The 23,213-nt window shown below is 70.0% G+C and carries 17 protein-coding genes; 7 read left to right on the top strand and 10 right to left on the bottom strand.

What is annotated here, in order from left to right; genetic code table 11:
* Positions 1-2 precede the first annotated feature (2 nt).
* Positions 3-3,632, top strand: coding sequence for a hydantoinase B/oxoprolinase family protein (locus ACFVWD_RS18610; protein WP_389597339.1), 3,630 nt, complete (start codon positions 3-5; stop codon positions 3,630-3,632).
* Positions 3,613-4,218 (top strand): ATP/GTP-binding protein, encoded by a 606-nt coding sequence (locus ACFVWD_RS18605; protein ID WP_389597337.1) that lies wholly within the window; start codon positions 3,613-3,615, stop codon positions 4,216-4,218. Before ACFVWD_RS18610 ends, ACFVWD_RS18605 begins: the two co-directional genes overlap by 20 nt.
* Before the next feature lie 118 nt (positions 4,219-4,336).
* Here ACFVWD_RS18605 and glpK read toward each other — a convergent pair whose 3' ends face one another.
* The 5 genes from glpK to ACFVWD_RS18580 all read right to left on the bottom strand — a co-directional run bounded on the left by glpK (position 4,337) and on the right by ACFVWD_RS18580 (position 10,520).
* Complete coding sequence (gene glpK / locus ACFVWD_RS18600; RefSeq protein ID WP_389597335.1) at positions 4,337-5,857, bottom strand: glycerol kinase GlpK; 1,521 nt, start codon at positions 5,855-5,857, stop codon at positions 4,337-4,339.
* Positions 5,858-5,912: 55 nt separating this feature from the next.
* Complete coding sequence (locus ACFVWD_RS18595) at positions 5,913-6,653, bottom strand: MIP/aquaporin family protein (protein WP_389597333.1); 741 nt, start codon at positions 6,651-6,653, stop codon at positions 5,913-5,915.
* Positions 6,654-7,077: 424 nt separating this feature from the next.
* The gene (locus ACFVWD_RS18590) at positions 7,078-8,703 is read right to left on the bottom strand and encodes an EAL domain-containing protein (RefSeq protein WP_389597331.1); all 1,626 of its coding nucleotides are present in this window, start codon (positions 8,701-8,703) and stop codon (positions 7,078-7,080) included.
* Positions 8,704-8,875: 172 nt separating this feature from the next.
* Positions 8,876-10,066, bottom strand: coding sequence for a lipid-transfer protein (locus tag ACFVWD_RS18585; RefSeq protein ID WP_389597330.1), 1,191 nt, complete (start codon positions 10,064-10,066; stop codon positions 8,876-8,878).
* Positions 10,067-10,094: 28 nt separating this feature from the next.
* The gene (locus ACFVWD_RS18580) at positions 10,095-10,520 is read right to left on the bottom strand and encodes a Zn-ribbon domain-containing OB-fold protein (protein ID WP_389597448.1); all 426 of its coding nucleotides are present in this window, start codon (positions 10,518-10,520) and stop codon (positions 10,095-10,097) included.
* A gap of 289 nt (positions 10,521-10,809) precedes the next feature.
* Between ACFVWD_RS18580 and ACFVWD_RS18575 the strand changes: the two genes are divergently transcribed.
* Both ACFVWD_RS18575 and ACFVWD_RS18570 read left to right on the top strand, forming a co-directional pair.
* Positions 10,810-11,619 (top strand): M15 family metallopeptidase, encoded by an 810-nt coding sequence (locus tag ACFVWD_RS18575; RefSeq protein WP_389597328.1) that lies wholly within the window; start codon positions 10,810-10,812, stop codon positions 11,617-11,619.
* Positions 11,620-11,746: 127 nt separating this feature from the next.
* A complete protein-coding gene (locus tag ACFVWD_RS18570) occupies positions 11,747-12,283 on the top strand; it encodes an NUDIX domain-containing protein (RefSeq protein WP_389597326.1) in 537 nt (178 codons plus the stop codon).
* A 41-nt stretch (positions 12,284-12,324) separates the two neighbouring features.
* On the opposite strand, the gene ACFVWD_RS18565 is transcribed toward ACFVWD_RS18570, so the two are convergent.
* Positions 12,325-14,691 (bottom strand): glycoside hydrolase family 31 protein, encoded by a 2,367-nt coding sequence (locus tag ACFVWD_RS18565; protein ID WP_389597324.1) that lies wholly within the window; start codon positions 14,689-14,691, stop codon positions 12,325-12,327.
* 204 nt (positions 14,692-14,895) lie between these two features.
* On the opposite strand from ACFVWD_RS18565, the gene ACFVWD_RS18560 reads away from it, so the two are divergent.
* Positions 14,896-16,863 carry an acetoacetate--CoA ligase gene (locus ACFVWD_RS18560; RefSeq protein WP_389597322.1) on the top strand — a complete coding sequence of 656 codons (1,968 nt, stop codon included), beginning with the start codon at positions 14,896-14,898 and terminating at the stop codon, positions 16,861-16,863.
* Here ACFVWD_RS18560 and ACFVWD_RS18555 read toward each other — a convergent pair whose 3' ends face one another.
* Positions 16,864-18,183 (bottom strand): aminotransferase class I/II-fold pyridoxal phosphate-dependent enzyme, encoded by a 1,320-nt coding sequence (locus ACFVWD_RS18555; RefSeq protein ID WP_389597320.1) that lies wholly within the window; start codon positions 18,181-18,183, stop codon positions 16,864-16,866.
* A 111-nt stretch (positions 18,184-18,294) separates the two neighbouring features.
* On the opposite strand from ACFVWD_RS18555, the gene ACFVWD_RS18550 reads away from it, so the two are divergent.
* Together ACFVWD_RS18550 and ACFVWD_RS18545 are read left to right on the top strand one after the other, a co-directional pair.
* Positions 18,295-19,503, top strand: coding sequence for an MFS transporter (locus ACFVWD_RS18550; RefSeq protein WP_389597318.1), 1,209 nt, complete (start codon positions 18,295-18,297; stop codon positions 19,501-19,503).
* Positions 19,504-19,525: 22 nt separating this feature from the next.
* Entirely contained in the window at positions 19,526-20,419 is an 894-nt protein-coding gene (locus tag ACFVWD_RS18545) for a hypothetical protein (protein ID WP_389597316.1), read from the top strand.
* A 68-nt stretch (positions 20,420-20,487) separates the two neighbouring features.
* Here the strand turns inward: ACFVWD_RS18545 and ptsP are convergent, their stop codons facing one another.
* The 3 genes from ptsP to ACFVWD_RS18530 form a co-directional block, all read right to left on the bottom strand.
* Complete coding sequence (ptsP, locus tag ACFVWD_RS18540) at positions 20,488-22,158, bottom strand: phosphoenolpyruvate--protein phosphotransferase (protein WP_389597314.1); 1,671 nt, start codon at positions 22,156-22,158, stop codon at positions 20,488-20,490.
* A gap of 83 nt (positions 22,159-22,241) precedes the next feature.
* Positions 22,242-22,691 carry a PTS glucose transporter subunit IIA gene (locus tag ACFVWD_RS18535; RefSeq protein ID WP_389597313.1) on the bottom strand — a complete coding sequence of 150 codons (450 nt, stop codon included), beginning with the start codon at positions 22,689-22,691 and terminating at the stop codon, positions 22,242-22,244.
* A gap of 242 nt (positions 22,692-22,933) precedes the next feature.
* On the bottom strand, positions 22,934-23,213 hold a 280-nt coding region (locus ACFVWD_RS18530; RefSeq protein WP_389597311.1), incomplete at its 5' end, for a hypothetical protein.

Genomic DNA, 23,213 nt, shown 5'->3' with positions numbered 1-23,213 from the left:
ACGTGACAGGCTGGCAGTTCTGGGTCGACCGAGGCGGCACTTTCACCGACATCGTCGCGCGACGCCCGGACGGCCGCCTGCTCACGCACAAACTGCTGTCCGAGAACCGGGCGAGGTACGCCGACGCAGCGGTGGCGGGTGTCCGTGAACTCCTCGGCAGCGGCCAGGACACCCACGGCGCGCGGATCGACGCCGTCCGCATGGGAACCACCGTCGCCACCAACGCCCTCCTGGAACGCAAGGGAGAGCGCACCCTCCTCGTCATCACCCGAGGCTTCCGCGACGCCCTGCGCATCGCCTACCAGAACCGCCCACACATCTTCGCCCGCGCGATCGAACTGCCCGAGCTGCTGTACGAACGCGTGGTCGAGGTCGACGAGCGGATCGCCGCCGACGGCACGGTCCTGCGCGCCCCCGACCTGGACGCCCTCGCCGGGCCCCTCCAAGAGGCGTACGACTCCGGGATCCGGGCCGTCGCCGTCGTCTGCATGCACAGTCACCTCCACCCCGCCCATGAAGAGGCCGTCGGCGAGCTGGCGGCGCACACCGGCTTTCCGCAGCTCTCGCTCTCCAGCGAGGTCAGCCCGCTGATGAAGCTCGTCCCGCGCGGTGACACGGCCGTCGTAGACGCCTACCTGTCGCCCGTGCTGCGCCGCTACGTCCAGCACGTCGCCGAAGAGCTCCAGGGCGTGCGACTGATGTTCATGCAGTCCAACGGGGGCCTCGCCGAAGCGGGTCAGTTCCGCGGCAAGGACGCCATCCTGTCCGGCCCGGCGGGCGGCATCGTCGGCATGGCCCGGATGTCGCAGCTCGCCGGCTTCGACCGTGTCATCGGCTTCGACATGGGCGGCACCTCCACGGACGTCTCTCACTTCGCGGGCGAGTACGAGCGGGTCTTCACCACCCGGATCGCCGGGGTCCGGCTGCGGGCGCCCATGCTGGACATCCACACCGTCGCCGCGGGCGGCGGATCGGTGCTCCACTTCGACGGCTCCCGCTACCGGGTGGGCCCCGACTCGGCCGGCGCCGACCCCGGCCCCGCCTGCTACCGCGGCGGCGGCCCACTCACCGTCACGGACGCCAACGTCGCACTCGGCCGCATCCAACCCACACACTTCCCCGAACTGTTCGGCCCCGACGGAGATCAGCCCCTCGACGGCACACTCGTCCGCGACCGGTTCGCCGCCCTCGCGCGCGAGATCCGTGAGAAGACCGGCGACGACCGCACCCCGGAGCAGGTGGCGGAGGGATACCTGCAGATCGCCGTGGCCAACATCGCCAACGCGGTCAAGCGGATCTCGGTCCAGAAGGGCCACGACGTCACCCGGTACGCGCTCACCACCTTCGGCGGCGCGGGCGGCCAGCACGCGTGCATGGTCGCCGACTCGCTCGGCATCCGCACCGTCCTCGTTCCGCCCATGGCCGGCGTCCTGTCCGCCCTCGGCATCGGACTCGCCGACACGACGGCCATGCGCGAGCAGTCCGTGGAGGCACCCCTTGAGGTCTCCGCGATGCCCGGCATCCTCAAGACCGCCGACGACCTGGAGCGCGCCACCCGCGCCGAACTCCTCGCCGAGGACGTGCCCGAGGACCGCATCCGCGTCACCCGCCGCGCCCAACTCCGCTACGACGGAACGGACACGGCGCTCACCGTCGAGCTCACCGAGCCCCACACCATGACCCACGCCTTCGAAGAACGCCATCGCGCCACCTACTCCTTCACCCTCGACCGTCCGGTCGTCGTGGAAGCCCTCTCCGTAGAAGCCACCGGACTCACCGAACCCCCCGATCTCTCCGCCCTCGCCACCCCTTCGTCCGCCCGAGGCGCGACGGAGACGGTCAGCCTCCACACGGGCGGCGCCTGGCGCGACGTACCCCTGCACCGCCGCGAGGAACTGCCCCCCGGTGAATCGGTCACCGGCCCCGCGATCATCACCGAGGCCAGCGCGACGACCGTCGTCGACGACGGCTGGCGGGCCGCGACGACCGACGACGGGCATCTGGTCATGGAACGCGTGGCGGTTACGCAGAGTTCCGATCTCGGCACAGAAGCGGACCCGGTTCTCCTCGAGGTCTTCAACAACCTCTTCATGTCCATCGCCGAACAGATGGGTGCCCGTCTGGAGTCCACGGCCCAGTCGGTCAACATCAAAGAACGCCTGGACTTCTCCTGCGCGCTCTTCGACCCCGACGGCAGTCTTGTCGCCAACGCCCCTCACATCCCCGTCCACTTGGGCTCGATGGGCACGAGCGTGCAGGAGGTCATCCGGCGACGCGGCGACAGCATGCGCCCGGGTGACACGTACGCGGTCAACGACCCGTACCACGGAGGCACCCACCTCCCCGACGTCACCGTGATCACCCCGGTCTTCGACACGGAGGGTGAGCACATCCTGTTCTACGTCGCCTCGCGCGGACACCACGCCGAGATCGGCGGCATCGCCCCGGGCTCCATGCCCGCGAACAGCCGCAGCATCGAGGAAGAGGGCATCCTCTTCGACAACTGGCTGCTCGCCGAGCACGGCCGCTTCCGCGAGGCCGAGACCCTTCGCCTGCTCACCGAGGAGCCCTACCCCTCGCGCAATCCGAAGACCAACCTCGCCGACCTGCGTGCCCAGATCGCCGCCAACCAGAAGGGCGTCGACGAAGTCGCCCGTATGATCGACAACTTCGGCATCGACGTCGTCCAGGCCTACATGCGGCACGTGCAGGACAACGCGGAGGAAGCCGTACGCCGCGTCATCGACGCCCTGGACGACGGTGAGTTCGCCTACGAGACCGACTCCGGGGCGGTCATCCGCGTCCGGGTCTCCGTAGACCGCGAAAACCGCTCCGCCACTGTCGACTTCACGGGTACCTCCCCGCAGCTCGACACCAACTTCAACGCACCCTTCGCGGTGGTCAACGCCGCCGTCCTGTATGTCTTCCGCACCCTGGTCGCCGACGACATCCCGCTCAACGACGGCTGCCTGCGCCCGCTCGACATTGTCGTGCCGCGTGGCTCGATGCTCGCTCCCGAGGCCCCTGCCGCCGTGGTCGCGGGCAATGTGGAGACCTCTCAGGCGATCACCGGCGCACTGTACGGAGCCCTGCGCGTGCAGGCCGAGGGGTCCGGAACGATGAACAACGTCACCTTCGGCAACGAGCGCTACCAGTACTACGAGACCGTGGCCTCCGGATCCGGCGCGGGCGACGGCTTCCCCGGCGCCTCCGTCGTACAGACCCACATGACCAACTCGCGGCTCACCGACCCCGAGATCCTGGAGTGGCGACTGCCGGTCCAGCTCGACGAGTTCGCGGTCCGGCCGGGCAGTGGCGGAGCCGGGCGCTGGATCGGCGGGGACGGTGCCGTGCGCCGCATCCGGTTCCATCAGCCCATGACCGTTTCCACACTGTCCCAGCACCGCAGGGTCCCGCCCTACGGCATGGCCGGCGGCGAGCCCGGAGCGCTCGGCGCCAACCGGGTGGAGCGCGCGGACGGCACGGTCACGGAACTTGGCGCAAGTGATACGGCGGACGTCGGCCCCGGCGACGTACTTGTCATCGAAACTCCCGGCGGCGGGGGCTACGGCCCACCGTCCCACGACCCCCATCAAGCAGGAGAAGAGATCGATGATCTTCGGGCGTTCTGAGCGCGGCAAGCCCCCGGTCGAGCCCGTCACGCTCAAGATCCTGGTGGCCGGTGGCTTCGGGGTGGGCAAGACGACCCTGGTCGGCGCGGTCAGCGAGATCAAACCACTGCGCACCGAGGAGGTGCTCACCGAGGCGGGCCGCCCGGTCGACGACACCAGCGGCGTGGAGGGCAAGCACACCACCACCGTCGCCATGGACTTCGGCCGCATCACGCTCCGCGAGGACCTGGTGCTCTACCTCTTCGGGACGCCCGGACAGGACCGCTTCTGGTTCCTGTGGGACGAGCTCGCCTCCGGCTCCCTGGGCGCCGTCGTACTCGCCGACACACGCCGCCTGGAGGACTGTTTCGCCGCCGTCGACTACTTCGAGCGGCGCTCCATACCGTTCGTGATGGGCGTCAACTGCTTCGAGGGATCGGCCCAGTACCCGGTCGACGAGGTCCGCCAGGCACTCGACCTCGACGACGACGTTCCGGTCGTCCTGTGTGACGCGAGAGACCGGGACTCCGCCAAGGAGGTCCTCATCGAGGTCGTCCAGCACGCCATGGCGTACGGAGCCGAACGACGCGAACCGGTTACCACCTGACCCACGCATGCGGTCCGAACCGCGCATACGGCCCGTACCCCCGCCGACCGGGGTACGGGCCGCCGTCCCGCACGCGCGTGTGGCTCACGCGAGACGCACGCGCGCGTGGACCCCTGTTTCAGCTGACGTCGTCCTCGTGCCAGCCGAAGCTCTTCTCCACCGCCTTGCGCCAGTTGTGGTACTCACGGTCGCGCACGGAGGCCTCCATGGACGGTGTCCACTCGACGTCCTTCTGCCAGTGCGACTTCAGCTCGTCGAGGTCGTTCCACACACCGGTCGCGAGCCCGGCCGCGTAGGCCGCCCCCAGACACGTCGTCTCGGACACCCGGGGACGGATCACCGGCACGCCCAGGACATCCGCCTGGTGCTGCATCAGCAGATTGTTCTTGGTCATGCCGCCGTCCACCTTCAAGGTGGTGATCTGCACGCCGGAGTCCTGGAACATGGCGTCGACGACCTCACGGGTCTGCCAGCTCGTCGCCTCCAGGACCGCGCGGGCGAGGTGCGCCTTGGTGACGTACCGGGTGAGACCGGTGACGACACCGCGCGCGTCGGAGCGCCAGTAGGGCGCGAACAGGCCCGAGAACGCGGGCACGATGTACGCGCCGCCGTTGTCGTCGACGCTCGCGGCCAGCGTCTCGATCTCGTCGGCGTTGCGGATGATGCCGAGCTGGTCGCGGAACCACTGCACCAGGGCGCCGGTGATCGCGATCGACCCTTCGAGGCAGTAGACGGGCGCCTCGCCGCCGATCTTGTAGCCCATGGTCGTCAGCAGCCCGTTCTTCGAGGGGACGGGCCGGTTGCCGGTGTTGAGCAGCAGGAAGCTGCCGATGCCGTACGTGTTCTTGGCGGTGCCCACGTCGTAGCAGGCCTGCCCGAAGACCGCTGCCTGCTGGTCGCCGAGCGCCGAGGCGACGGGGACGCCCGCCAGCTGGCCCACGGCGGTGCCGTACACCTCGGCCGACGACCTGATCTCGGGCAGCACCGCCTCGGGGATGTTCATCGCCGAGAGGATCGACGGGTCCCACTGAAGGGTCTCCAGGTTCATCAGCATGGTGCGCCCGGCGTTGGTGACGTCGGTGACGTGCCGACCGCCGTCCGTGCCGCCGGTCAGGTTCCAGATCAGCCAGGAGTCGATGGTGCCGAAGGCGATCTCGCCGCGCTCGGCACGCGCGCGCAACCCGGGCACGTTGTCGAGCAGCCAGGCCGCCTTGGGGCCGGAGAAGTAGCTGGCCAGCGGCAGCCCGGTCTGTTCGCGGAAGCGGTCCTGGCCGTCCGTGCCGCCCAGCTGGTTGCAGAGCGCCGAGGTCCGGGTGTCCTGCCAGACGATCGCGTTGTGCACGGGCTTGCCGGTGGCCCGGTCCCACAGGACCGTGGTCTCGCGCTGGTTGGTGATGCCCAGCGCGCTCAACTGGTCGGCGCGCAGACCCGCCTTGGCGATCGCTCCCGCGACGACCGCCTGCACCTTGGACCAGATCTCGGTGGCGTCGTGTTCCACCCAGCCCGGCTTGGGGAAGATCTGGCGGTGCTCGCGCTGGTCGACGGCGACGATCGCACCACCCCGGTCGAAGATGATGCAGCGGCTGGAGGTAGTGCCCTGGTCGATTGCGGCGACGTACTTCTCGGCGTTCTCCGTCATGACGTCCCCTTACGCCTTCTTCGTCAGAAGGCTGCGTGAGAAGGCTGCGTTCTCGTCAGAAGGCTGCGTTGTAGATCGCGGCCCCGATGGCGGCACCGGCGATCGGACCGACCACCGGGATCCAGGAGTAACTCCACTCCGAGGTGCCCTTGTTGGGAATCGGCAGCAATGCGTGGGTGAGGCGCGGTCCCAGGTCACGGGCCGGGTTGATGGCGTACCCGGTGGGGCCGCCCAGTGAGAGTCCGATACCGACCACGAGGAACGCGATGAGCTGGACGGGCAGTCCCGCGTCGCCGATCCCCGCCACGTGTTTGTGGCCGCCGACCATGGCCAGAATGGGCAGCATCAGGCCGACGGTGGCGATGGTCTCGGTGATGAGGTTCTGCACGGGATGGTTGATTTCTGGCCGGGTCGAGAAGATGCCCAGCGTCTCGATGGCCTTGTCCTCGTCGGCATTCAGGTTGAACTGGCCGAGGTAGAGCAGCCAGCAGAGCACGGCGCCGATGATGGCGCCCGCGAACTGGCCCAGAATGTAGAAGGGCACGTCCTCCCACTTCGTCGAACCCTCGATGGCGAAACCGATGGTCACGGCCGGGTTGATCTGACCGCCGGACAGCGGCGCCGCGGTGTAGGCACCGGCGAGCACGCCGAAACCCCATCCGAACGCGATGACGACCCAGCCGGCCCCCTGCGCCTTGGACTTGTTGAGGGTGACCGCGGCGCAGACCCCCGCTCCGAACAGAATCAGAATCGCAGTGCCGATCAACTCGCCGACAAAAATGTCGCCGTTGCTCATGGCGGCTCCTAGGCCTCGCCCGGAGCGGTCCGCTCCGGGCCACCGTGCGGGGTGCGTTTCCCATGGCTACTTCAGCCGAAGGCAGGGAGGTCCCGCGCCCCGCCCGGCGTCCGTGACGAGCGTGCCGTCGCAGCGGAATCGCCCGTGGGGGCCGGCCTTGGGAACAGGTCGGGAACCCGAGCGGTGCGGTGCCTGAAGACGCCCGAATGCGGCGATGCCGACTGACATCCGGAAGTGTTCACCGGAGCCCAGAGGGCGTCAAGGTCGCCGACGGCAACGGTTGAGGGCCGTGAACGAGCCGGGATCGGGGCGCGGTACGGGCCTGCGCGGGGCAAGGACCCCGGGCAGGCCGCCCCTTCGCCCTCACCCGTCACAGGGGTCCCGGACGGCACGGCCGTTGCTCAGAAGCCTCCTGGTCCGTCGCTCAACCGACCTGTGCCCGCTCCGCCCCCGAACCACGCAGCACCTCATGTCCCGGCAGCCCCGCCTGCCCCAGCACCCAACTCGCCCCGCTCAGAGCCTTGGCGGCCTGCTTGAGTGGCGCCAGGCAGGCCGCCGCCTGTCGGTGGTCGGTCACGCTGCCCGGCGCGCACAGGACCGTGGCCAGCGACAAGGTGACGGGACGTCCGCCCGCCGACCAGGGCGCGTCAAGTACCGCGCCGGCCAGCGGGCCGAGAGTCTCCGGGTCCGCGAGCACCAGGAAGTCGTCGCCGCCGATGTGCCCCACACGGGTCGTCCCGGAAGCCGCGTGCTGCAGCGTCCGCCCGACTGCCCGGATCAGCTCGTCGCCCGCCGCGAACCCCGCTCCGTCGTTGACCTGCTTGAAGTGGTCGACATCGAGCCAGCTGAGCACGAATGTCCGGCCGTCGGCGATCCGCCGGTCCACCTCGCCGGTGATCGCGTCCGAACCGGGCAGCCTGGTCAGCGGGTTGAGCCCGGCCGCCTCCTCGACCCGGCTCTCGGAGAGCGCTCGTACGAGATCGGCCAGGCGTACGACCCCCACGCACCGCCCGTAGTGATCGACGACCGCGACATCGTCCGACGTACGGTCCCGCTCGCCGTCCGCCACCACGTCGAGGACCTCCCACGCGGTCGCGTCGGCGCCGACCGTTCGCGGCGGATCACCCAGCTTGGCGGCCGGCCGGTCGGCGTACAGGGCATGCCCGTACGGCCCCGACATCGACAGCAGAAACCGTGACCGGTGCACTGAGCGGACCGGGATCCCGGAGGGGTCCACGAGCAGCACACCGGACACGTCGGGCGAACCGGTGAGCAGCGCCCGCACCTGCCCTGCGGACGCCGTCGCGGGCAGCAGCGCGGCGGGCCGCACGAACTGCCGCACCGACGGACCCGAGCGGGGGGCCGCCGCGACGCCGGGGGAGAGGGCCGGAACGTATACGTCCGCGACGGGCAGCCGAGCGGGCGGCGCGAACAGCTCGCCCTGTGCCAACTGCGCCCCCGCCGACACCGCGGCCGCGCACTGCAGCTCCGTCTCGACGCCCTCCACGGACAGCAGCGCGCCCAACTGCTCGCACAGCGTCCGCATCGCCCGGACCGCCGCAGGCCGCGTCAGCAGGGACACATCGAGCTTCACCAGCTCGGGTGCGAGGTCCGTGAGCAGCCGCAAGGGAACGTCGCCGTCGCCCACCCCGTCCGCACAGATCCGGAAACCTTCGCTCCGCACGGTGGACACCGCCTCCAGCAGGGCCTGGTGCGGCACGTGGGTGTACGGCGGACCGATGTCGATCGTCACCTCCCACGGCAGCCGACCGGCCTCGCGCACGGCGTCGCGCAGTGCCGCGAGCCGCCCGAGATCGGCCAGTGTCCCGGCGAAGACATTCACGTGCAGCGGCAGCATCGTCTCTCTGCGGGCCGCTGCGCGGATCGCCAACGCCGCCAGCCGACCGTCGAGTTCGGGGTCGCGGCGGGCCTGTGCCAGGATGTCACCGGATTCGGGACGAGCGAGTATCTCCAGCGCCGCAACCCCTCCGGTCGTCAGGTTGACGACCGGCTGGAAGGCGAAGCGGACAGTATCCGTCCAGGAGGGCACGGGAGCATACTGGCCCCGCCCGCGCACGCCCGGGCGCGATTCACGAGCTGTTCACGCAGCATTCCGGGGTCGTCACACCGAGTGCTGACGGCCGCGCGGGTGAGCGTCCGTGGACGGCGATCGTCGCAGCACACGCCGCCCCTGGACGCGGCGCATTTGACCGTCCGCCGACTCAGCGGACGGCGATGACCGACGACCCGTGTCCGAACAGCCCCTGGTTCGCGGTGATCCCCACACGCGCGCTCGCGACCTGCCGGTCGCCCGCGTCTCCGCGCAGCTGCCATGTCAGCTCGCAGACCTGGGCTATGGCCTGCGCCGGTACGGCCTCTCCGAAGGAGGCCAGTCCGCCGCTGACGTTCACCGGTATGCGCCCGCCCAGCGACGTGGCACCCTCCCGCAGCAGCTTCGCGGCCTCGCCCTCCCCGCACAGCCCCAGGTCCTCGTACCACTGCAATTCCAGGGCCGTGGACAGGTCGTACACCTCGGCGAGCGAGAGGTCCTCGGGACCGATGCCCGCCTCCTCGTACGCCGCCCGCGCGATCGAGGCCCGGAAGGTGCCGGCCGCGGGTTCCACCGCGACGGCGGAGTCCGTGGCGATGTCCGGGAGATCCAGCACGGTGTTGGGGTAGCGCGGTGTCACCGTCGACACCGCGCGGATCCGTACGGGGTCCGCCGCCCCGTGCCGTCGCGCGAAGTCCATGCTCGACAGCACGAGGGCGGCGCCCCCGTCGGACGTCGCGCAGATGTCGAGCAGCCGCAACGGGTCGGCGACGACGGCGGAGCCCGCCACCTCTTCGGCCGTGACCCTCTTGCGGTACCGCGCGTTCGGATTAAGCGCCCCCAGAGCGGCGTTCTTCACCTTGACCTGCGCGAACTCCTCCAAAGTGTCCCCGTATACGGCCATCCGCCGCCGCGCGTACAGCCCGAAGTACGTCGGATTCGTCGCTCCGAGGACCCGGAACCGCAGCCAGTCGGGATCGTCCGGCCTGTCCCCGCCCGCCGGACGGAAGAATCCCTTGGGCGCCGCGTCGGCGCCGACCACGAGGACCACGTCCGCGAGGCCCGAAAGGATCTGTGCCCGCGCCGTGTTGAGAGCCTGCGCCCCCGACGCGCACGCGGCGTACACACTCGTGACCCGTGCTCCCTGCCAGCCCAGCGCCTTGGCGAACGTCGCTCCCGCCACGTACCCCGGATAGCCGGCGCGCACGGTGTCCGCGCCCACGACCGAGCCGACGTCCCGCCAGTCGATTCCCGCGTCGGCCAGCGCAGCGCGCGCCGCCACGACCCCGTACTCGACGAATCCGCGCCCCCACTTGCCCCACGGGTGCATGCCCGCGCCGAGCACCGCCACCTCACTGCTCATCCCGTCACCCCCGTACGCCACATGCCCTTCATGCCGTCACCCCCGTCGGCCGCCAGTGCCACGTCGTCCAGGTCGTCCCCTCGTCCTCGTTCAGCACACCGGGGACGACCTCCACCTCCATGCCCACCGCCAGGTCGGAGACGGTGATCCCGGGAACCGTCTGGCCGAGTACGACGATCCGCTCGGATTCCAGTTCCACAGCGATCAACGCATAGGGTTCCCACGAGAGTTCCGGATCGGTCACATACGGTGACGGAGGCCGGTACCGGCTGTCGGTGTACGACCAGACGCGACCGCGCCGGGACAGCGGTACCTCGGTCAGCTCGCCGCCCTGGCACCCCGGATTCCGGCAGAAGGCGTCCTCGCGGGGGAAGAAGACCGAGGCGCACGCGGAGCAGCGCGTGCCGAGGAGACGGAAGTCGTCCCCGTCCCCGGCGAACCATCCGGTGATCACGGGTGTGCGTGGACGCGACAAGACCCCTCCATGGCGCTGGATCTGACGGAACGTCAGAAGTGTGCCACGGGCATCGGGAAATGGGCAGCGCGACGGAGAGAACCGTGGAGGCCTCCCGGGCGTCGGAGTACCGGGAGGTGCGGCCGGGGCCTACGGGGGTGGTTCCGGCCGCACCTCCCGGTACGGCTCCAGGACCCGTTGGGCAAGCCGGTGGATCCCTCACTCGATGGTGCCCGACCGCACGCGATCCCTTCCCTGGCGGATCCCGCACCTGATAAATGCAGGCGACATGACACGACTCTCCACCGCCGTACGCGGTCTGGTGACCACGCTCGCCGCCTTACTGGCCGTGACCGCCGCCTCCGCCACCGCCCGGGCGACGCCCGAGCCGAAGGCTCCCGAGGACTTCGTGGCCCTGGGATCCGTAGACCCGACGATCACCCAGGAGATGCGCTACTTCACGCCGCACAACTTCGTGGGCGAGCGCATCGACGGCTACCGGCAGCCGATCTGCATCCTGACCCGGCCCGCCGCCGAAGCCCTCCACAAGGCCCAGGTCACACTGCTGCACGAGGGCTACACCCTCAAGGTGTACGACTGCTACCGGCCGCAACGCGCCGTCGATCACTTCGTGCGCTGGGCCGAGGACCTCGACGACCAGGCGATGAAGCCCGAGTTCTATCCACAGGTCGACAAGACCCGCCTGTTCGAGGACGGTTACATCGCCGGAAAGTCCGGACACAGCCGCGGCTCGACGATGGACCTCACGATCGTGCGGCTGCCGGCGAGGCCGACCCGCCCGTACGTCCCCGGAGAACCCCTCGTGCCCTGCTACGCGCCCCAGGACGAGCGCTTCCCGGACAACTCCGTGGACATGGGTACCGGCTTCGACTGCTTCGACACCCTCGCCCACACGCTGGACCCGCGCATCCAGGGCGTGCAGCGAGCCAACCGGCTGCTCCTGAAGAGCACCCTCGAAGACCTCGGATTCGTCAACCTCGCCGAGGAGTGGTGGCACTACACGTACAAGCCAGAGCCCTACCCCGACACGTACTTCGACTTCCCCGTGTCCAAGAAGTCACTCACTTCGTCCCCCTGAGCCGGGCCGGTCCGCCCCGTGACGGCGAGGCGGACCGCATCTCGAGACGCACTTCCACAGGCGTTCGGGCCCGCATCTGATGAGGCACCCGAAGACGAGCGAGAAGTGATCGGCTACAGTCCGCGGCGTGTCCGCAACCCCGCACCCACCCGCCGACTTCGCGCCGAACTCGCACTGTTCGAGCTGCGGAGCACCCTACGGAGAAGGCAACTCCGGCTGGCCCCGCACCTGCGCCGTCTGTGGCGGCGTCGCCTACCGCAATCCGCTGCCGGTCGCGGTGGCCCTGCAACCCGTGTACGACGACAGGGGCACCGCCCTGGTCGTCATCACCCGGACCATCGCCCCCGCGCGCGGAGGCATCGCGCTGCCCGGAGGGTTCATCGACCACCGGGAGGACTGGCGGCACGCCGTCGCCCGGGAACTCAAGGAGGAGACGGGAATCGACGTGGCGAGCCGCGAGGTGCGGCTCCCCGACGCGATGAGCTCTCCCGCCGGTCACCTGCTGCTCTTCGGGCTCCTACCCGAGCGCCCGGCCGCCGAACTGCCACCGTCCGCCGCCACGGACGAGACCGAGGGCTGGCACCTGCTGCGCCGGCCCGCCGAGCTCGCCTTCCCGCTGCACACCTTGGCGGCGCGCGCATGGTTCGAGGGACGCTACGTCTGAGGGTGGTACGTCTGAGGGGCCCACGGGGTTCTCGGAGGCCGTCATCGCGCACCGAGGCCCCGCACCCGGACCGGATACTCCGGCTTGCCGGGTCCGCCCTCTCCGTCCCGCCGCACGACCACCTGCTGCCCCTCCCAGCGCGTCACATAGCGTTCGAGCTCGGGCTCGTCCCAGCCGTCGCCGCGGTCCGGCACGGCGAGCCCGCCCCCGACCCGCCCGCGCGCCGGAGCCCACGCCTCCAGCTCCAGGCCGCCGTCGTCGCCCCGGACGGGCACGACGGCACCCGCGCGCGCCAGCACCGGAATCCGCGACAAGGGGGCATCGAGCAACACCTGGGCCGGCCCCTCGTACGCCTCCTCGGTGACCGTGTCGTACCAGCGTCCCCGGGGCAGCTGCACCGCACGACGGTCGGCCCCGTGGTCCAGCACTGGTGCCACAAGGAGGCAGTCGCCCAGCATGAAGGCGTCCTCGTAGTCCCTGAGCGCCCGGTCCTCCGGCGCCGCCCACCACAGGGGCCGCACATAGGGTGCGCCGGTGCGGCGCGCCAGCAGCGCCAGCGTCATGAAGTACGGGAGCAGCCGCCGCCGCTCGACGAGCGCCGCGCGCGCGTGCTCCAGTACGTCGGCACCGAACTCCCAGGGCTCCCGGCGACCCGCCCGCAGACTCGCGTGCGTACGGAACAGCGGCAGATACGCGCCGAGCTGGAACCACCGCAGGTACAACTCGGGAGAAGGGCTGCCGTCGAAACCGCCCACGTCGGGACCCGAGTACGGAACCCCGCACAGCCCGAGCCCCATCACCAGTGACAGCGAGGCCCGCAGCCCGGGCCAGCCCGTGGCCACGTCTCCGGACCAGGTCCCTCCGTAGCGCTGCATTCCGGCCCACCCGGAGCGCGAGAAGAGGAACGGCCGCTCCTGGGGATCCAGCTCGCGCAAGCCCTCGTACGCGGCTCGGGCCATGCCCAGGGCGTACACGTTGTGCGCCTCACGATGGTCGCCGCCGCGTCCCTCCAGGGAGTGCCGAGCCGACCTCGGCAGCGTCGACTCCCCGAACGCCGTGAACGACGTCGGCTCGTTCATGTCGTGCCAGAATCCCGCGAACCCCTGCGCCAGCCGTTCCTGGTAGAGGCCGCCCCACCACTCCCGCACACGCGCGTGCGTGAAGTCCGGATAGACCGACTCCCCGGGCCATGCGACTCCCCGCGCGAGCCGGCCCGAGGCATCCCGTACGAAGGCGTCCTCGGCGAGACCCCTGTCGTACACCGCGTTGCCCGGCTCGGCCTTGACCGCCGGGTCGACGATCGACACCAGCCGGATGCCGTCGCGGCGCAGTTCCTCGGCGAGCACCGGCAGCTTCGGGAAGCGCTCCCGGTCCACCGTGAACACCTGGTGGGCGTCGTAGTGATCGATGTCCAGGTGGACCGAGTCGAGGGGAAGACCGCGCTCCTGATAGCCCGCGACGACGCGCCGCACCTCCTGCTCGCTGCCGAAGCCCCAGCGCGCGTGATGGTGCCCCAGAGCCCATGCGGGCGGCAGCGCGGGCGCCCCGGTGAGCGAGGCCCAGGCATGCAGCACGCGCGCGGGAGTGCCCACCATCATCCAGCAGCGCAGCGGGCCGCCGTCCATCCGTAGCTCGCACGTTCCCGCCCGGTCGTGCCCCGACCCCGCGCCTTCCTCTCCCTCGCGCAGGTTCACCGTGCCGTCCCAGGAGGTGTCGTGGAACACGAGATGCGTGCCCGCGTCGGAGACCACCATCTGCACGGGCATCGTGATGTACAGCGGATCGTCGCCGGGCGCGAAGGCGTGCCCGGGATCCGTGTTCCACAGCCGGTACTTCCCGTCGCGCAGCCTGGGACCGGCCGCGCGGCCGCCCAGGCCGAAGAACCGAGCGTCGGCGGCCACTTGCGAGCGCTGCATCCAGCGCGCGCCGCCCCCGTCGACCGGCTCCCACCAACGGGGCGGCAGGTCGCGGCGCAGGATCACACCACCAGGGGTTCGCACCTCGACGGCGCCGTGCCGCGAGACGACGACCGTCACCCGTTCGGCCACCACCCGCCAGCCGCCGTCCTTGTCGGGCTCCAGGACGGCCCGCGGGTCCGGCTCCGGGCAACGGCCCGCGAGCGCGTAGGACGGCTCCGGACCGGCCCCGTCCCAGCCCCAGAACACCGCTCCGCTCACCGCGACCATGATCCGCAGCTCGGACCGCGCGAACCGGACGACCCCACCCCCGGGCGTCGGCTCCACCCCCTCCACCTGGCCGGGCACCCGCGCTCGCTCGGCCCCCCGCTGCGGCAACCCAGCGGCGTCGGCACGCCTCCTTCGCCATGCGGCCCGCACGGTACGCAAGCCCTGGGCCGCCCCCGTCGAACCGACCGTCTTCACCGAACGCACCAGGTCACGACCGTCCATGCTGCTCACCCTGCCATTGCCTGCGCCAAATGAGTGAGTCGTTCAACTGCCGTTCACCCGCGGCGGGGGCACATCTTCACGTGGACGACCATCTGTGGCACACCCTGGTGCGGAAGTCGATCACATGGCATCGTCCGTGTCAGCCGCGTGACGCGCACACCCCAGCTCGTGCGCGACCGACGCACACAGTCCGGGAGCCGATTCATGTCCACCGCGAACCCCTCAGCGCTCTGGCAGCCCGACCCAGGGCGCATCACTCAGGCGCAGGTCACGAAGTTCCAGGCCTGGGCGGCCGAGCACCACGGAGCCCCGTCCGACGGCGGCTACCCGGCACTGCACAGCTGGTCGGTACGGGAACTGGACACGTTCTGGAAGGCCGTCACCGAGTGGTTCGACGTACGGTTTTCGACCCCCTACGCGCGCGTGCTCGGTGACCGCTCGATGCCCGGTGCCGAATGGTTCCCCGGGGCGACCCTGAACTACGCCGAGCATGCCCTGCGCGCGGCCGAGACCCGCACGGACGAACCAGCGCTCCTGTACGTCGACGAGACCCACGAGACGACCCCGGTGAGCTGGTCCGAGCTGCGCCGCCAGGTCGGCTCCCTGGCCGCCGAGCTGCGCGCTCTCGGGGTACGCCCGGGAGACCGCGTCAGCGGCTATCTCCCGAACATTCCGCAGGCCGTGGCCGCCCTGCTCGCCACGGCCGCCGTAGGGGCCGTGTGGACGTCCTGTGCCCCCGATTTCGGCGCGCGCAGCGTCCTCGACCGCTTCCAGCAGGTCGAACCCGTCGTGCTCTTCACGGTCGACGGCTACCGCTACGGCGGCAAGGAGCACGACCGCCGGGACGTGGTCGCCGAGCTGCGCCGCGAACTGCCGACCCTGCGCGCCGTCGTCCACATCCCACTGCTCGGCACCGAAGCCCCCGATGGCGCCCTGGAATGGTCCGAGCTGACCTCGGCGGACGTGGCGCCCGTCTTCGAAGAGGTCCCTTTCGAGCACCCTTTGTGGGTGCTCTACTCCTCCGGCACGACCGGCCTCCCCAAGGCCATCGTCCAGTCCCAGGGCGGCATCCTCGTCGAGCACCTCAAGCAACTGGGCCTGCACTGCGACCTCGGCCCCGAGGACCGCTTCTTCTGGTACACGTCCACCGGCTGGATGATGTGGAACTTCCTCGTCTCCGGCCTGCTCACGGGCACCACGATCGTCCTCTACGACGGCAGCCCCGGATACCCGGACACGGGCGCCCAGTGGCGGATCGCCGAACGCACGGGAGCGACCCTCTTCGGCACGTCCGCCGCGTATGTGATGGCGTGCCGCAAGGCGGGCGTCCACCCCTCCCAGGACTTCGACCTCACGCGCGTGCGGTGCGTCGCGACGACCGGCTCGCCCCTGCCGCCCGACGGCTTCCGCTGGCTGCACGACGAGGTCCGCGACGATCTTTGGATCGCCTCCGTCAGCGGTGGCACGGACGTGTGCTCCTGCTTCGCGGGAGCGGTGCCGACGCTCCCGGTGTACATCGGGGAACTCCAGGCCCCCGGCCTCGGCACCGATCTCCAGTCCTGGGACCCCGGTGGCAAGCCCCTCACCGACGAAGTCGGTGAGCTGGTGGTCACCAACCCGATGCCGTCCATGCCCATCCGCTTCTGGAACGATCCCGACGGCAGCCGCTACCACGACAGCTACTTCGACACGTATCCCGGAGTGTGGCGCCACGGTGACTGGATCACCCTCACCTCGCGCGGTTCCGTCGTCATCCACGGCCGCTCGGACTCGACGCTCAACCGCCAGGGCGTGCGCATGGGGTCGGCCGACATCTACGAAGCCGTCGAACGCCTCCCCGAGATCAAGGAGTCGCTCGTCATCGGTGTCGAACAGCCCGACGGCGGCTACTGGATGCCCCTCTTCGTCCACCTCGCCCCCGGAGCCGCGCTCGACGAGGCCCTCCTGAACCGCATCAAGCAGACCATCCGCGAACAGCTCTCCCCGCGTCACGTCCCCGACGAGGTCATCGAGGTGCCCGGCGTCCCGCACACCCTCACGGGCAAACGCATCGAGGTTCCGGTCAAGCGCCTTCTCCAAGGAGCCCCTTTGGAGAAGGCGGTCAACATCGGCTCCGTGGACAACGTCGAGTTGCTGCACTTCTACGAAGAGCTGGCCCGCAAACGCGGCTGATCAACCTCCGTAGGTGGCCTCGGACTCGCCGAGCACGACAGCGAAGTCCGAGGCCAGGCGCATCGCGTCGGAGGGTTCGAGTTCCGCGACCGAGATCCGTACACCAGGCGCGGAAGCGATCCTGAACCGCGCACCCGCCGCGACCCACCACCCGTAGGACCGCAGTCCGTTGACGACGGCCGACTCGTCCCGGACCGGTACCCAGACATTCATTCCGCTCACGGAATGGGACGGGATCCCACGTTCCGCGAGTTCGTGTCGGAGTGCGTTCCGCCGCAGCGCGTACGTGTCCTGTGCGCGGGCGACCAACGCGCGCGTGTCGTCGTCCGTCATCAGCCCGTACACCGTCTCCTGGAGCAGGTGGCTGACCCAGCCGGAGGTGAGCAGCATCCGCCCGTCGTGCCGGGCCAGTGTGATCGGATCGCAGGCCGCAGCCGCCCACCGCAGGTCCGTCCCCAGGAACTTGCTCACGGTCCGTACATGCACCCAGCGCGCAAGGCTGCCCGCGGCCAGCGCATGAAGAGGCGCGTCGGCGACGGCGGACGCATGGTCGTTCTCCACCACAAGCACATCGGGCTCTTCCTGGAGCACGGCGACCAGAGCGTCCCGGCGCTCCACCGAGAAGCGACCGCCGTACGGATTCTGCGCCCGTGGGCTGCACACCACCGCTCGTGCGCCGGCCCGTAGTGCTTCTCGCAAGGCCTCGGGTTGCATCCCCTGGTCGTCCACGGCGACCGGGACCGTACGCAGCCCCAGAGCCGTGACCAGGTCCAGCAGATGGTGATAGCCGGGGTCTTCCATGGCGACGGCGTCACCCGGACGCAACTCCACCGACAGCAGCCGCCCGATCAGATCGAGCGCGCCGTGCGCGAAGGTCACGTGTTCCGTCGGCACCCCGTCCGGTCGCAGCCAGTCGCGCACGGCGTCCTCCAACCGCGCCAGACGCGGCGTGCTGCGGTGCGACCGCGCGCCGGGGGAGAGCCGCGAGGGTGGCACCAGGTGCGGAAGCAGCCGAGGGTCGGGATGGCCACCCGCCAAGTCCCGCAGCCCGTCCGGCACCTTCGGTGGTCGCCGTGACGCCACCGCGGGAGCCGGGGCGACCACGGTCCCGCCCCGCCCGCGCGTCACGACGATCCCACGCCGCCGCAGTTCCTTGTACGCCGTAGCGACCGTCCCCGGGCTCACCCCGAGTTCGTCGGCAAGCCTGCGTACCGGAGGCAGCGCCGCTCCCGGCCCCAACGCGCCTTCGGCCACGCCGCGTTCGACGGACGAGGCAATTCCCTTGGCCGTCGCGCCACTGATCCCATATTGTGTTGCCACGTTACCAAGTATGTATCAATACATAAATGGAAGCAAGGGGGAACGGTGGGACCGATCAGCCGCACAGCCGCATGGTCGACACGCATTCCAGGAGGCCCCGACGGCCGAAGAATGCTCTGGATCGCCCTCGTCGACCGGACCGGCAGCGGCCTGTGGGCAGCCGTCTCGGTCCTGTACTTCACCTACGTCACCGGCCTGTCCGTGGCGCAGGTCGGCACCCTTGCCGCGGTCTCGGGGGCCATCGGCATCGCCGGCGCACCGCTCGGCGGCCGCGTCGCCGACCGCCTGCCCCTCACCCGCGTTCTGATCTCCCTGCAGATCCTGCGAGCCCTGGCCTCCCTCGCACTGCTCACCACCGACAACTACGCCCTGCTGCTGGCCTTCTCGGCCGCCGGCAGCTTCGGCGACCGGGCCGCCAACGTCCTCACCAAGCTGTACGCCACCCGCGTCTCCGGACCCGACCGCGTCCGCTACCAGGCCGTCACCAGAACAGTCGCCAATGCCGGATGGGCCCTGGGCGGCCTCACCGCAGCGGCCGCTCTCACCATCGGCACCACCACCGCCTACCAGTGGCTCCTGACAGGAGACGCGCTGTCCTTCGTCGCCGCCGCCCTCCTCACCGCGCGCTGCGCCGAACCGTCGTCCCCCGCACGCACGATCGCCACGTCCAAGGACCCGGCCCCCACCACCAGGCCGGCCAACCCCTGGCGCGACCGCGGCTATCTCGCGTACGTAGCCACCGAGACCGTCCTCTGCCTCGACGACGCCGTGTTCAAGGTCGGCCTGCCGCTCTGGATCGCCCACTCCGACCAAGCCCCCCACGGCCTCGCCCCGTTGCTCATGGTCCTCAACAACCTGATGGTCGTGGCCCTTCAGGTTCCGCTGGCCCGCTTCGGCGCCACGACGGCCGCCGCGCGCTCCCTGTTGCTCCCGCTGTCCGCCGCCTTCGCTCTCGGTGGCGTCGCCATGGCACTCTCGGCCACGGGCGGAGCCTTCACCACCACGCTGTTCCTCACGACCTCGGCCGTCGCCTTCACCGTGGCGGAGATGCTGCACGCCACCGTCTCCTGGGAACTCTCCGTCGCCCTCGCGCCCGGGACGGCCCAGGGCGCCTACCTCGGCGTCCATGGACTGGCGCAGTCCTGCCAACGCAGCATCGGACCACTCGCCGTCACCGCGGCCATCGCGACCGGCCCCCTCGGCTGGACGGCCTTCGGCACGACCATCGCTGTGACCTGCGTTTTTCAGCACAGACTGGTGCGCGACCAGCTCTCCCGCACCACGTTGTCAGTGCCGCCAGTTACTGTGAGTGAGCATTGATCGACTGCGCACAGGGGGAAACATGGCGCACACCGAGCACCAGACCATGCGACGCGTCCTGCGCCGCGAAATCGCCGGCACCATCGGTCTGCTGACCGACGAGCACGACTTCACGGTGATGCGGCGCTACCGCACCTTCACGTTCAACGACCACACGACCTACCTCCAGCAGGTGGAATCCCTGCTCAGGACCCTGGCAGCCCAAGGCAGCCACACCACGGTCGCGCTCTTCGACCCCGAGGAGTACGCGGAGTTCTGCGCCCACAACGGCCTGGAACCCGACACCGCCGCCAGCCGCACACGTTTCACCGCCGAACTCGCCGCCACCGGCCCCACCGTTCCGTACGAGGGACAGCCCCTCGCCGAACTCGTCCCCGACCTCGTCGACGAAGCCGTCCGCAAAGCGACCTGGGAGTACGCGACCACACTCCTGGCCCGCATCGGCAACTGCGCGTCCTGCGGAGAGGACATCGGACGGGCGTCCTTCGCCCGCGCCTCCCACCTGCTCACCCGCGTCCTCGACACCGCGAGCCCCGGCGAGCGCCATCTCGTGTGCAGCGTCTCCGCGGCACCCGAAACACTCGTCGCGGTGCTGCGGGCCGACGACGACGCCGAGGGCACCACCCGCCTCGACGAGGCGGAAGCCCTCGAATTCACCACCGTCCTGGCCCTGGGCCTTGCCACCGGCAGCGCCGGAGGACTCGTCATGCGCACCACCGCCCCCGACACAAGCGATCGCGTCTACGGATGGCGGCTGCGCGGAGAAGGCCTGCAACCCCTCACCGCAGGCGAGGTCTTCGACGCCTACTGCACCGATGTCGCATCCGGAGACCTGGTCTCCCCGGAGTCAGGCGTCGACTACTGCGTACCACCCGACCTCGGCAGCGGAGAGGAGGCGACACGCCACACGCACTGAACGCGAAGGGGCGCCCCACCCGCAGGTGGAGCGCCCCTGACCAACCGTCGCTCGGCGAATGGTCCCGGCTACTCGCCGGACAGCACCGCCTGGGCCGCCGTGCGCGCCTCGTCGGCCGTGTCCGTGGCACGTGCCGCCGCGGCGGCACGCTCGCACTGCGCCAGCGTGTACTTGGCCAGCGTCGCCCGGACGTAAGGAATCGACGCGGCACCCATCGACAGGGAGGTGACCCCCAGACCGGTCAGCACACACGCGAGCAGCGGATCGGACGCGGCCTCACCGCAGACACCACAGCTCTTGCCCTCGGCCTTCGCCGCCTCGGCGGACACGGCGACCAGGTCGAGCAGCGCCGGCTGCCACGGGTCCTGCAGTCGGGACACCGCACCCACCTGCCGGTCGGCGGCGAAGGTGTACTGCGCGAGGTCGTTGGTCCCCAGTGACAGGAACTCGACCTCCTGGAGAATCGAGCGAGCCCGCAGCGCGGCCGACGGAATCTCCACCATCGCGCCGAACTTCGCCTTCAGCCCGGCGGCACGGCACGCGTCCGCGAACGCCTTGGCGTCGATGCGGTCGGCGACCATCGGCGCCATGACCTCGAGGTAGACCGGCAGCCCCTCCGCGGCCTTCGCGAGCGCCGTCAGCTGCGTACGCAGGACATCGGGATGGTCGAGCAGGGTGCGCAGACCCCGTACACCCAGTGCCGGGTTCGGCTCGTCGGCCGGAGTAAGGAACTCCAGCGGCTTGTCCGCGCCCGCGTCCAGCACCCGCACCACGACACGCCCCTCGGGGAACGCCTCCAGCACCTGCCGGTACGCCTCGACCTGCTTCTCCTCGGACGGCGCCTGCTTGCTGTCGTCCAGGAAGAGGAACTCGGTACGGAACAGACCGACACCCTCGGCCCCGGCCTCGACGGCGGCCGGCACATCGGCGGGACCGCCGACATTGGCCAGCAACGGCACCTTGTGTCCGTCGGAGGTGGCACCCGGTCCGGTCGAGGCCGACAGCGACGCCTTCCGCTCGGCCGCCGCGGCCTCCAGCTGCGCCCGCTTCTCGGCGCTCGGCTCCACGAAGATCTCGCCGGTGCTGCCGTCCACGGCAATCACCGTGCCTTCGGCGAGCTCTCCGGCGCCGGGGAGCGCGACAACGGCGGGCACTCCGAGCGCCCGAGCCAGGATCGCGCTGTGGCTGGTCGGCCCGCCCTCCTCGGTGACGAAGCCGAGGACGAGTGTGGGGTCGAGCAGCGCCGTGTCCGCGGGCGCAAGGTCACGAGCAATAAGGACGTACGGCTCGTCGCTGTCCGGGACGCCCGGCATGGGCACCCCGAGCAGTCGGGCGACGATACGATTCCGCACATCGTCGAGGTCGGCCACACGACCGGCGAGATACTCACCGGCACCCGCCAGCAGCGCGCGATACGAGGCGAACGCGTCATAGACGGCACGCTCGGCGGTGCTACCGACCGCGATACGCCGATCCACGTCCGCCATCAGCTCGGGGTCCTGGGCCATCATGGCCTGCGCCTCGAGCACCGCCTGGGCTTCGCCCCCCGCCAGATTGCCGCGCGCGATCAGATCGGCCGCCACAGCCTCGACGGCCTGGCGGGCGCGCCCCTGTTCGCGCTCCGCGTCCTCCGCCGGGATCTGCTTGGCAGGCGGCTCAAGCACCGCCGTTCCCATGTGCCGAACCTCGCCGATCGCCACACCGTGGCTCACGCCGACGCCTCGCAGCGTTGTCTCCATCTCACCCGTCTCCGGTAGTGCGGCGCGTCCCGCCGCCGCGGTGGTTTTCGAGCCTGCCGTCTGTGACAGCAGCGCTGTTGATGTCACAGCCAGCTGAAAAGGGCGTCGCCGGCCTTCACATCGCCGTCCTCGCGGAGATCGGAGAGGGAGTCGGCCGTCGCCTCGAGCGCCACGATCGGGCAGATCGGGGACTTGCCGGCCACCTCGACGGCGGCCGGGTTCCAGCGCACGACGGCCTGACCGCGCGTCACGGTGTCACCCTTGTTGACGAGGAGTTCGAAGCCCTCGCCATTGAGCTGGACTGTGTCGATGCCCAGGTGCGTGAGTACGCCGTGGCCCTCAGAGTCGACGACGACGAAGGCATGCGGGTGAAGCGAGACGATCACCCCGTCAACGGGGGAGACAGCCTCCCCGGGCTCACGCACGGGGTCGATCGCCGTGCCGGGGCCTACCATCGCTCCGGAGAAGACGGGATCCGGTACCGCGGCGAGTCCGATGGTGCGTCCTGCAAGCGGGGACGTCACGATGGTCATGGGAAGCCTCCCAGGGGTGGAGATTCATATGGGCCGTCACTGCCTGTACCGGACGGCGCACTGTTGAGCAGGGTATGTCATACGAACTACCGGTTCCGCATGAGAGGTCCCGGTTGGCGGCCCTAGAACACCACGCAAACGATTTGCGCGCGCTCCAAACCCCCATGTAGAGTCGTACACCTGCTTGAGGCTGAGCGACGCGACCAAGCGTCCTTGCCTGGCAGCACCCAACTTGTCAGATCCTATCTCGGGGTCTGGTTCTGCATGTCCGCAGAACCGTGGTCAGAGAGACGGAAAAACGCTGATAGTGTTTGGACCGCCGGAAAGGGAAACGCGAGAGCGGGAACCTGGAAAGCACCGAGGAAATCGGATCGCGAAACGGTCTGATAGAGTCGGAAACGCAAGAACAAAGCAAGACAGTAAGACCGAAGGGAAGCGCCCGGAGGAAAGCCCGAGAGGGTGAGTACAAAGGAAGCGTCCGTTCCTTGAGAACTCAACAGCGTGCCAAAAATCAACGCCAGA

This window comes from Streptomyces sp. NPDC058086 (assembly GCF_042885015.1).
Taxonomy (GTDB): Bacteria; Actinomycetota; Actinomycetes; order Streptomycetales; family Streptomycetaceae; genus Streptomyces.
The sequence above is the reverse complement of the archived record's forward strand: the minus strand, read 5'-3'. Positions and strand labels throughout refer to the sequence as shown.

Excerpts from the sequence above, each read along its gene's own strand:
- ACFVWD_RS18595 (WP_389597333.1), bottom strand. The coding sequence starts at position 6,653 with ATGAGCAACGGCGACATTTTTGTCGGCGAGTTGATCGGCACTGCGATT.
- ACFVWD_RS18605 (WP_389597337.1), top strand. The coding sequence starts at position 3,613 with ATGATCTTCGGGCGTTCTGAGCGCGGCAAGCCCCCGGTCGAGCCCGTC.
- ACFVWD_RS18560 (WP_389597322.1), top strand. The coding sequence starts at position 14,896 with ATGTCCACCGCGAACCCCTCAGCGCTCTGGCAGCCCGACCCAGGGCGC.
- ACFVWD_RS18550 (WP_389597318.1), top strand. The coding sequence starts at position 18,295 with ATGCTCTGGATCGCCCTCGTCGACCGGACCGGCAGCGGCCTGTGGGCA.
- ACFVWD_RS18575 (WP_389597328.1), top strand. The coding sequence starts at position 10,810 with ATGACACGACTCTCCACCGCCGTACGCGGTCTGGTGACCACGCTCGCC.
- ACFVWD_RS18565 (WP_389597324.1), bottom strand. The coding sequence starts at position 14,691 with ATGGACGGTCGTGACCTGGTGCGTTCGGTGAAGACGGTCGGTTCGACG.
- ptsP (WP_389597314.1), bottom strand. The coding sequence starts at position 22,158 with ATGGAGACAACGCTGCGAGGCGTCGGCGTGAGCCACGGTGTGGCGATC.
- ACFVWD_RS18545 (WP_389597316.1), top strand. The coding sequence starts at position 19,526 with ATGGCGCACACCGAGCACCAGACCATGCGACGCGTCCTGCGCCGCGAA.
- glpK (WP_389597335.1), bottom strand. The coding sequence starts at position 5,857 with ATGACGGAGAACGCCGAGAAGTACGTCGCCGCAATCGACCAGGGCACT.
- ACFVWD_RS18535 (WP_389597313.1), bottom strand. The coding sequence starts at position 22,691 with ATGACCATCGTGACGTCCCCGCTTGCAGGACGCACCATCGGACTCGCC.
- ACFVWD_RS18585 (WP_389597330.1), bottom strand. The coding sequence starts at position 10,066 with ATGAGCAGTGAGGTGGCGGTGCTCGGCGCGGGCATGCACCCGTGGGGC.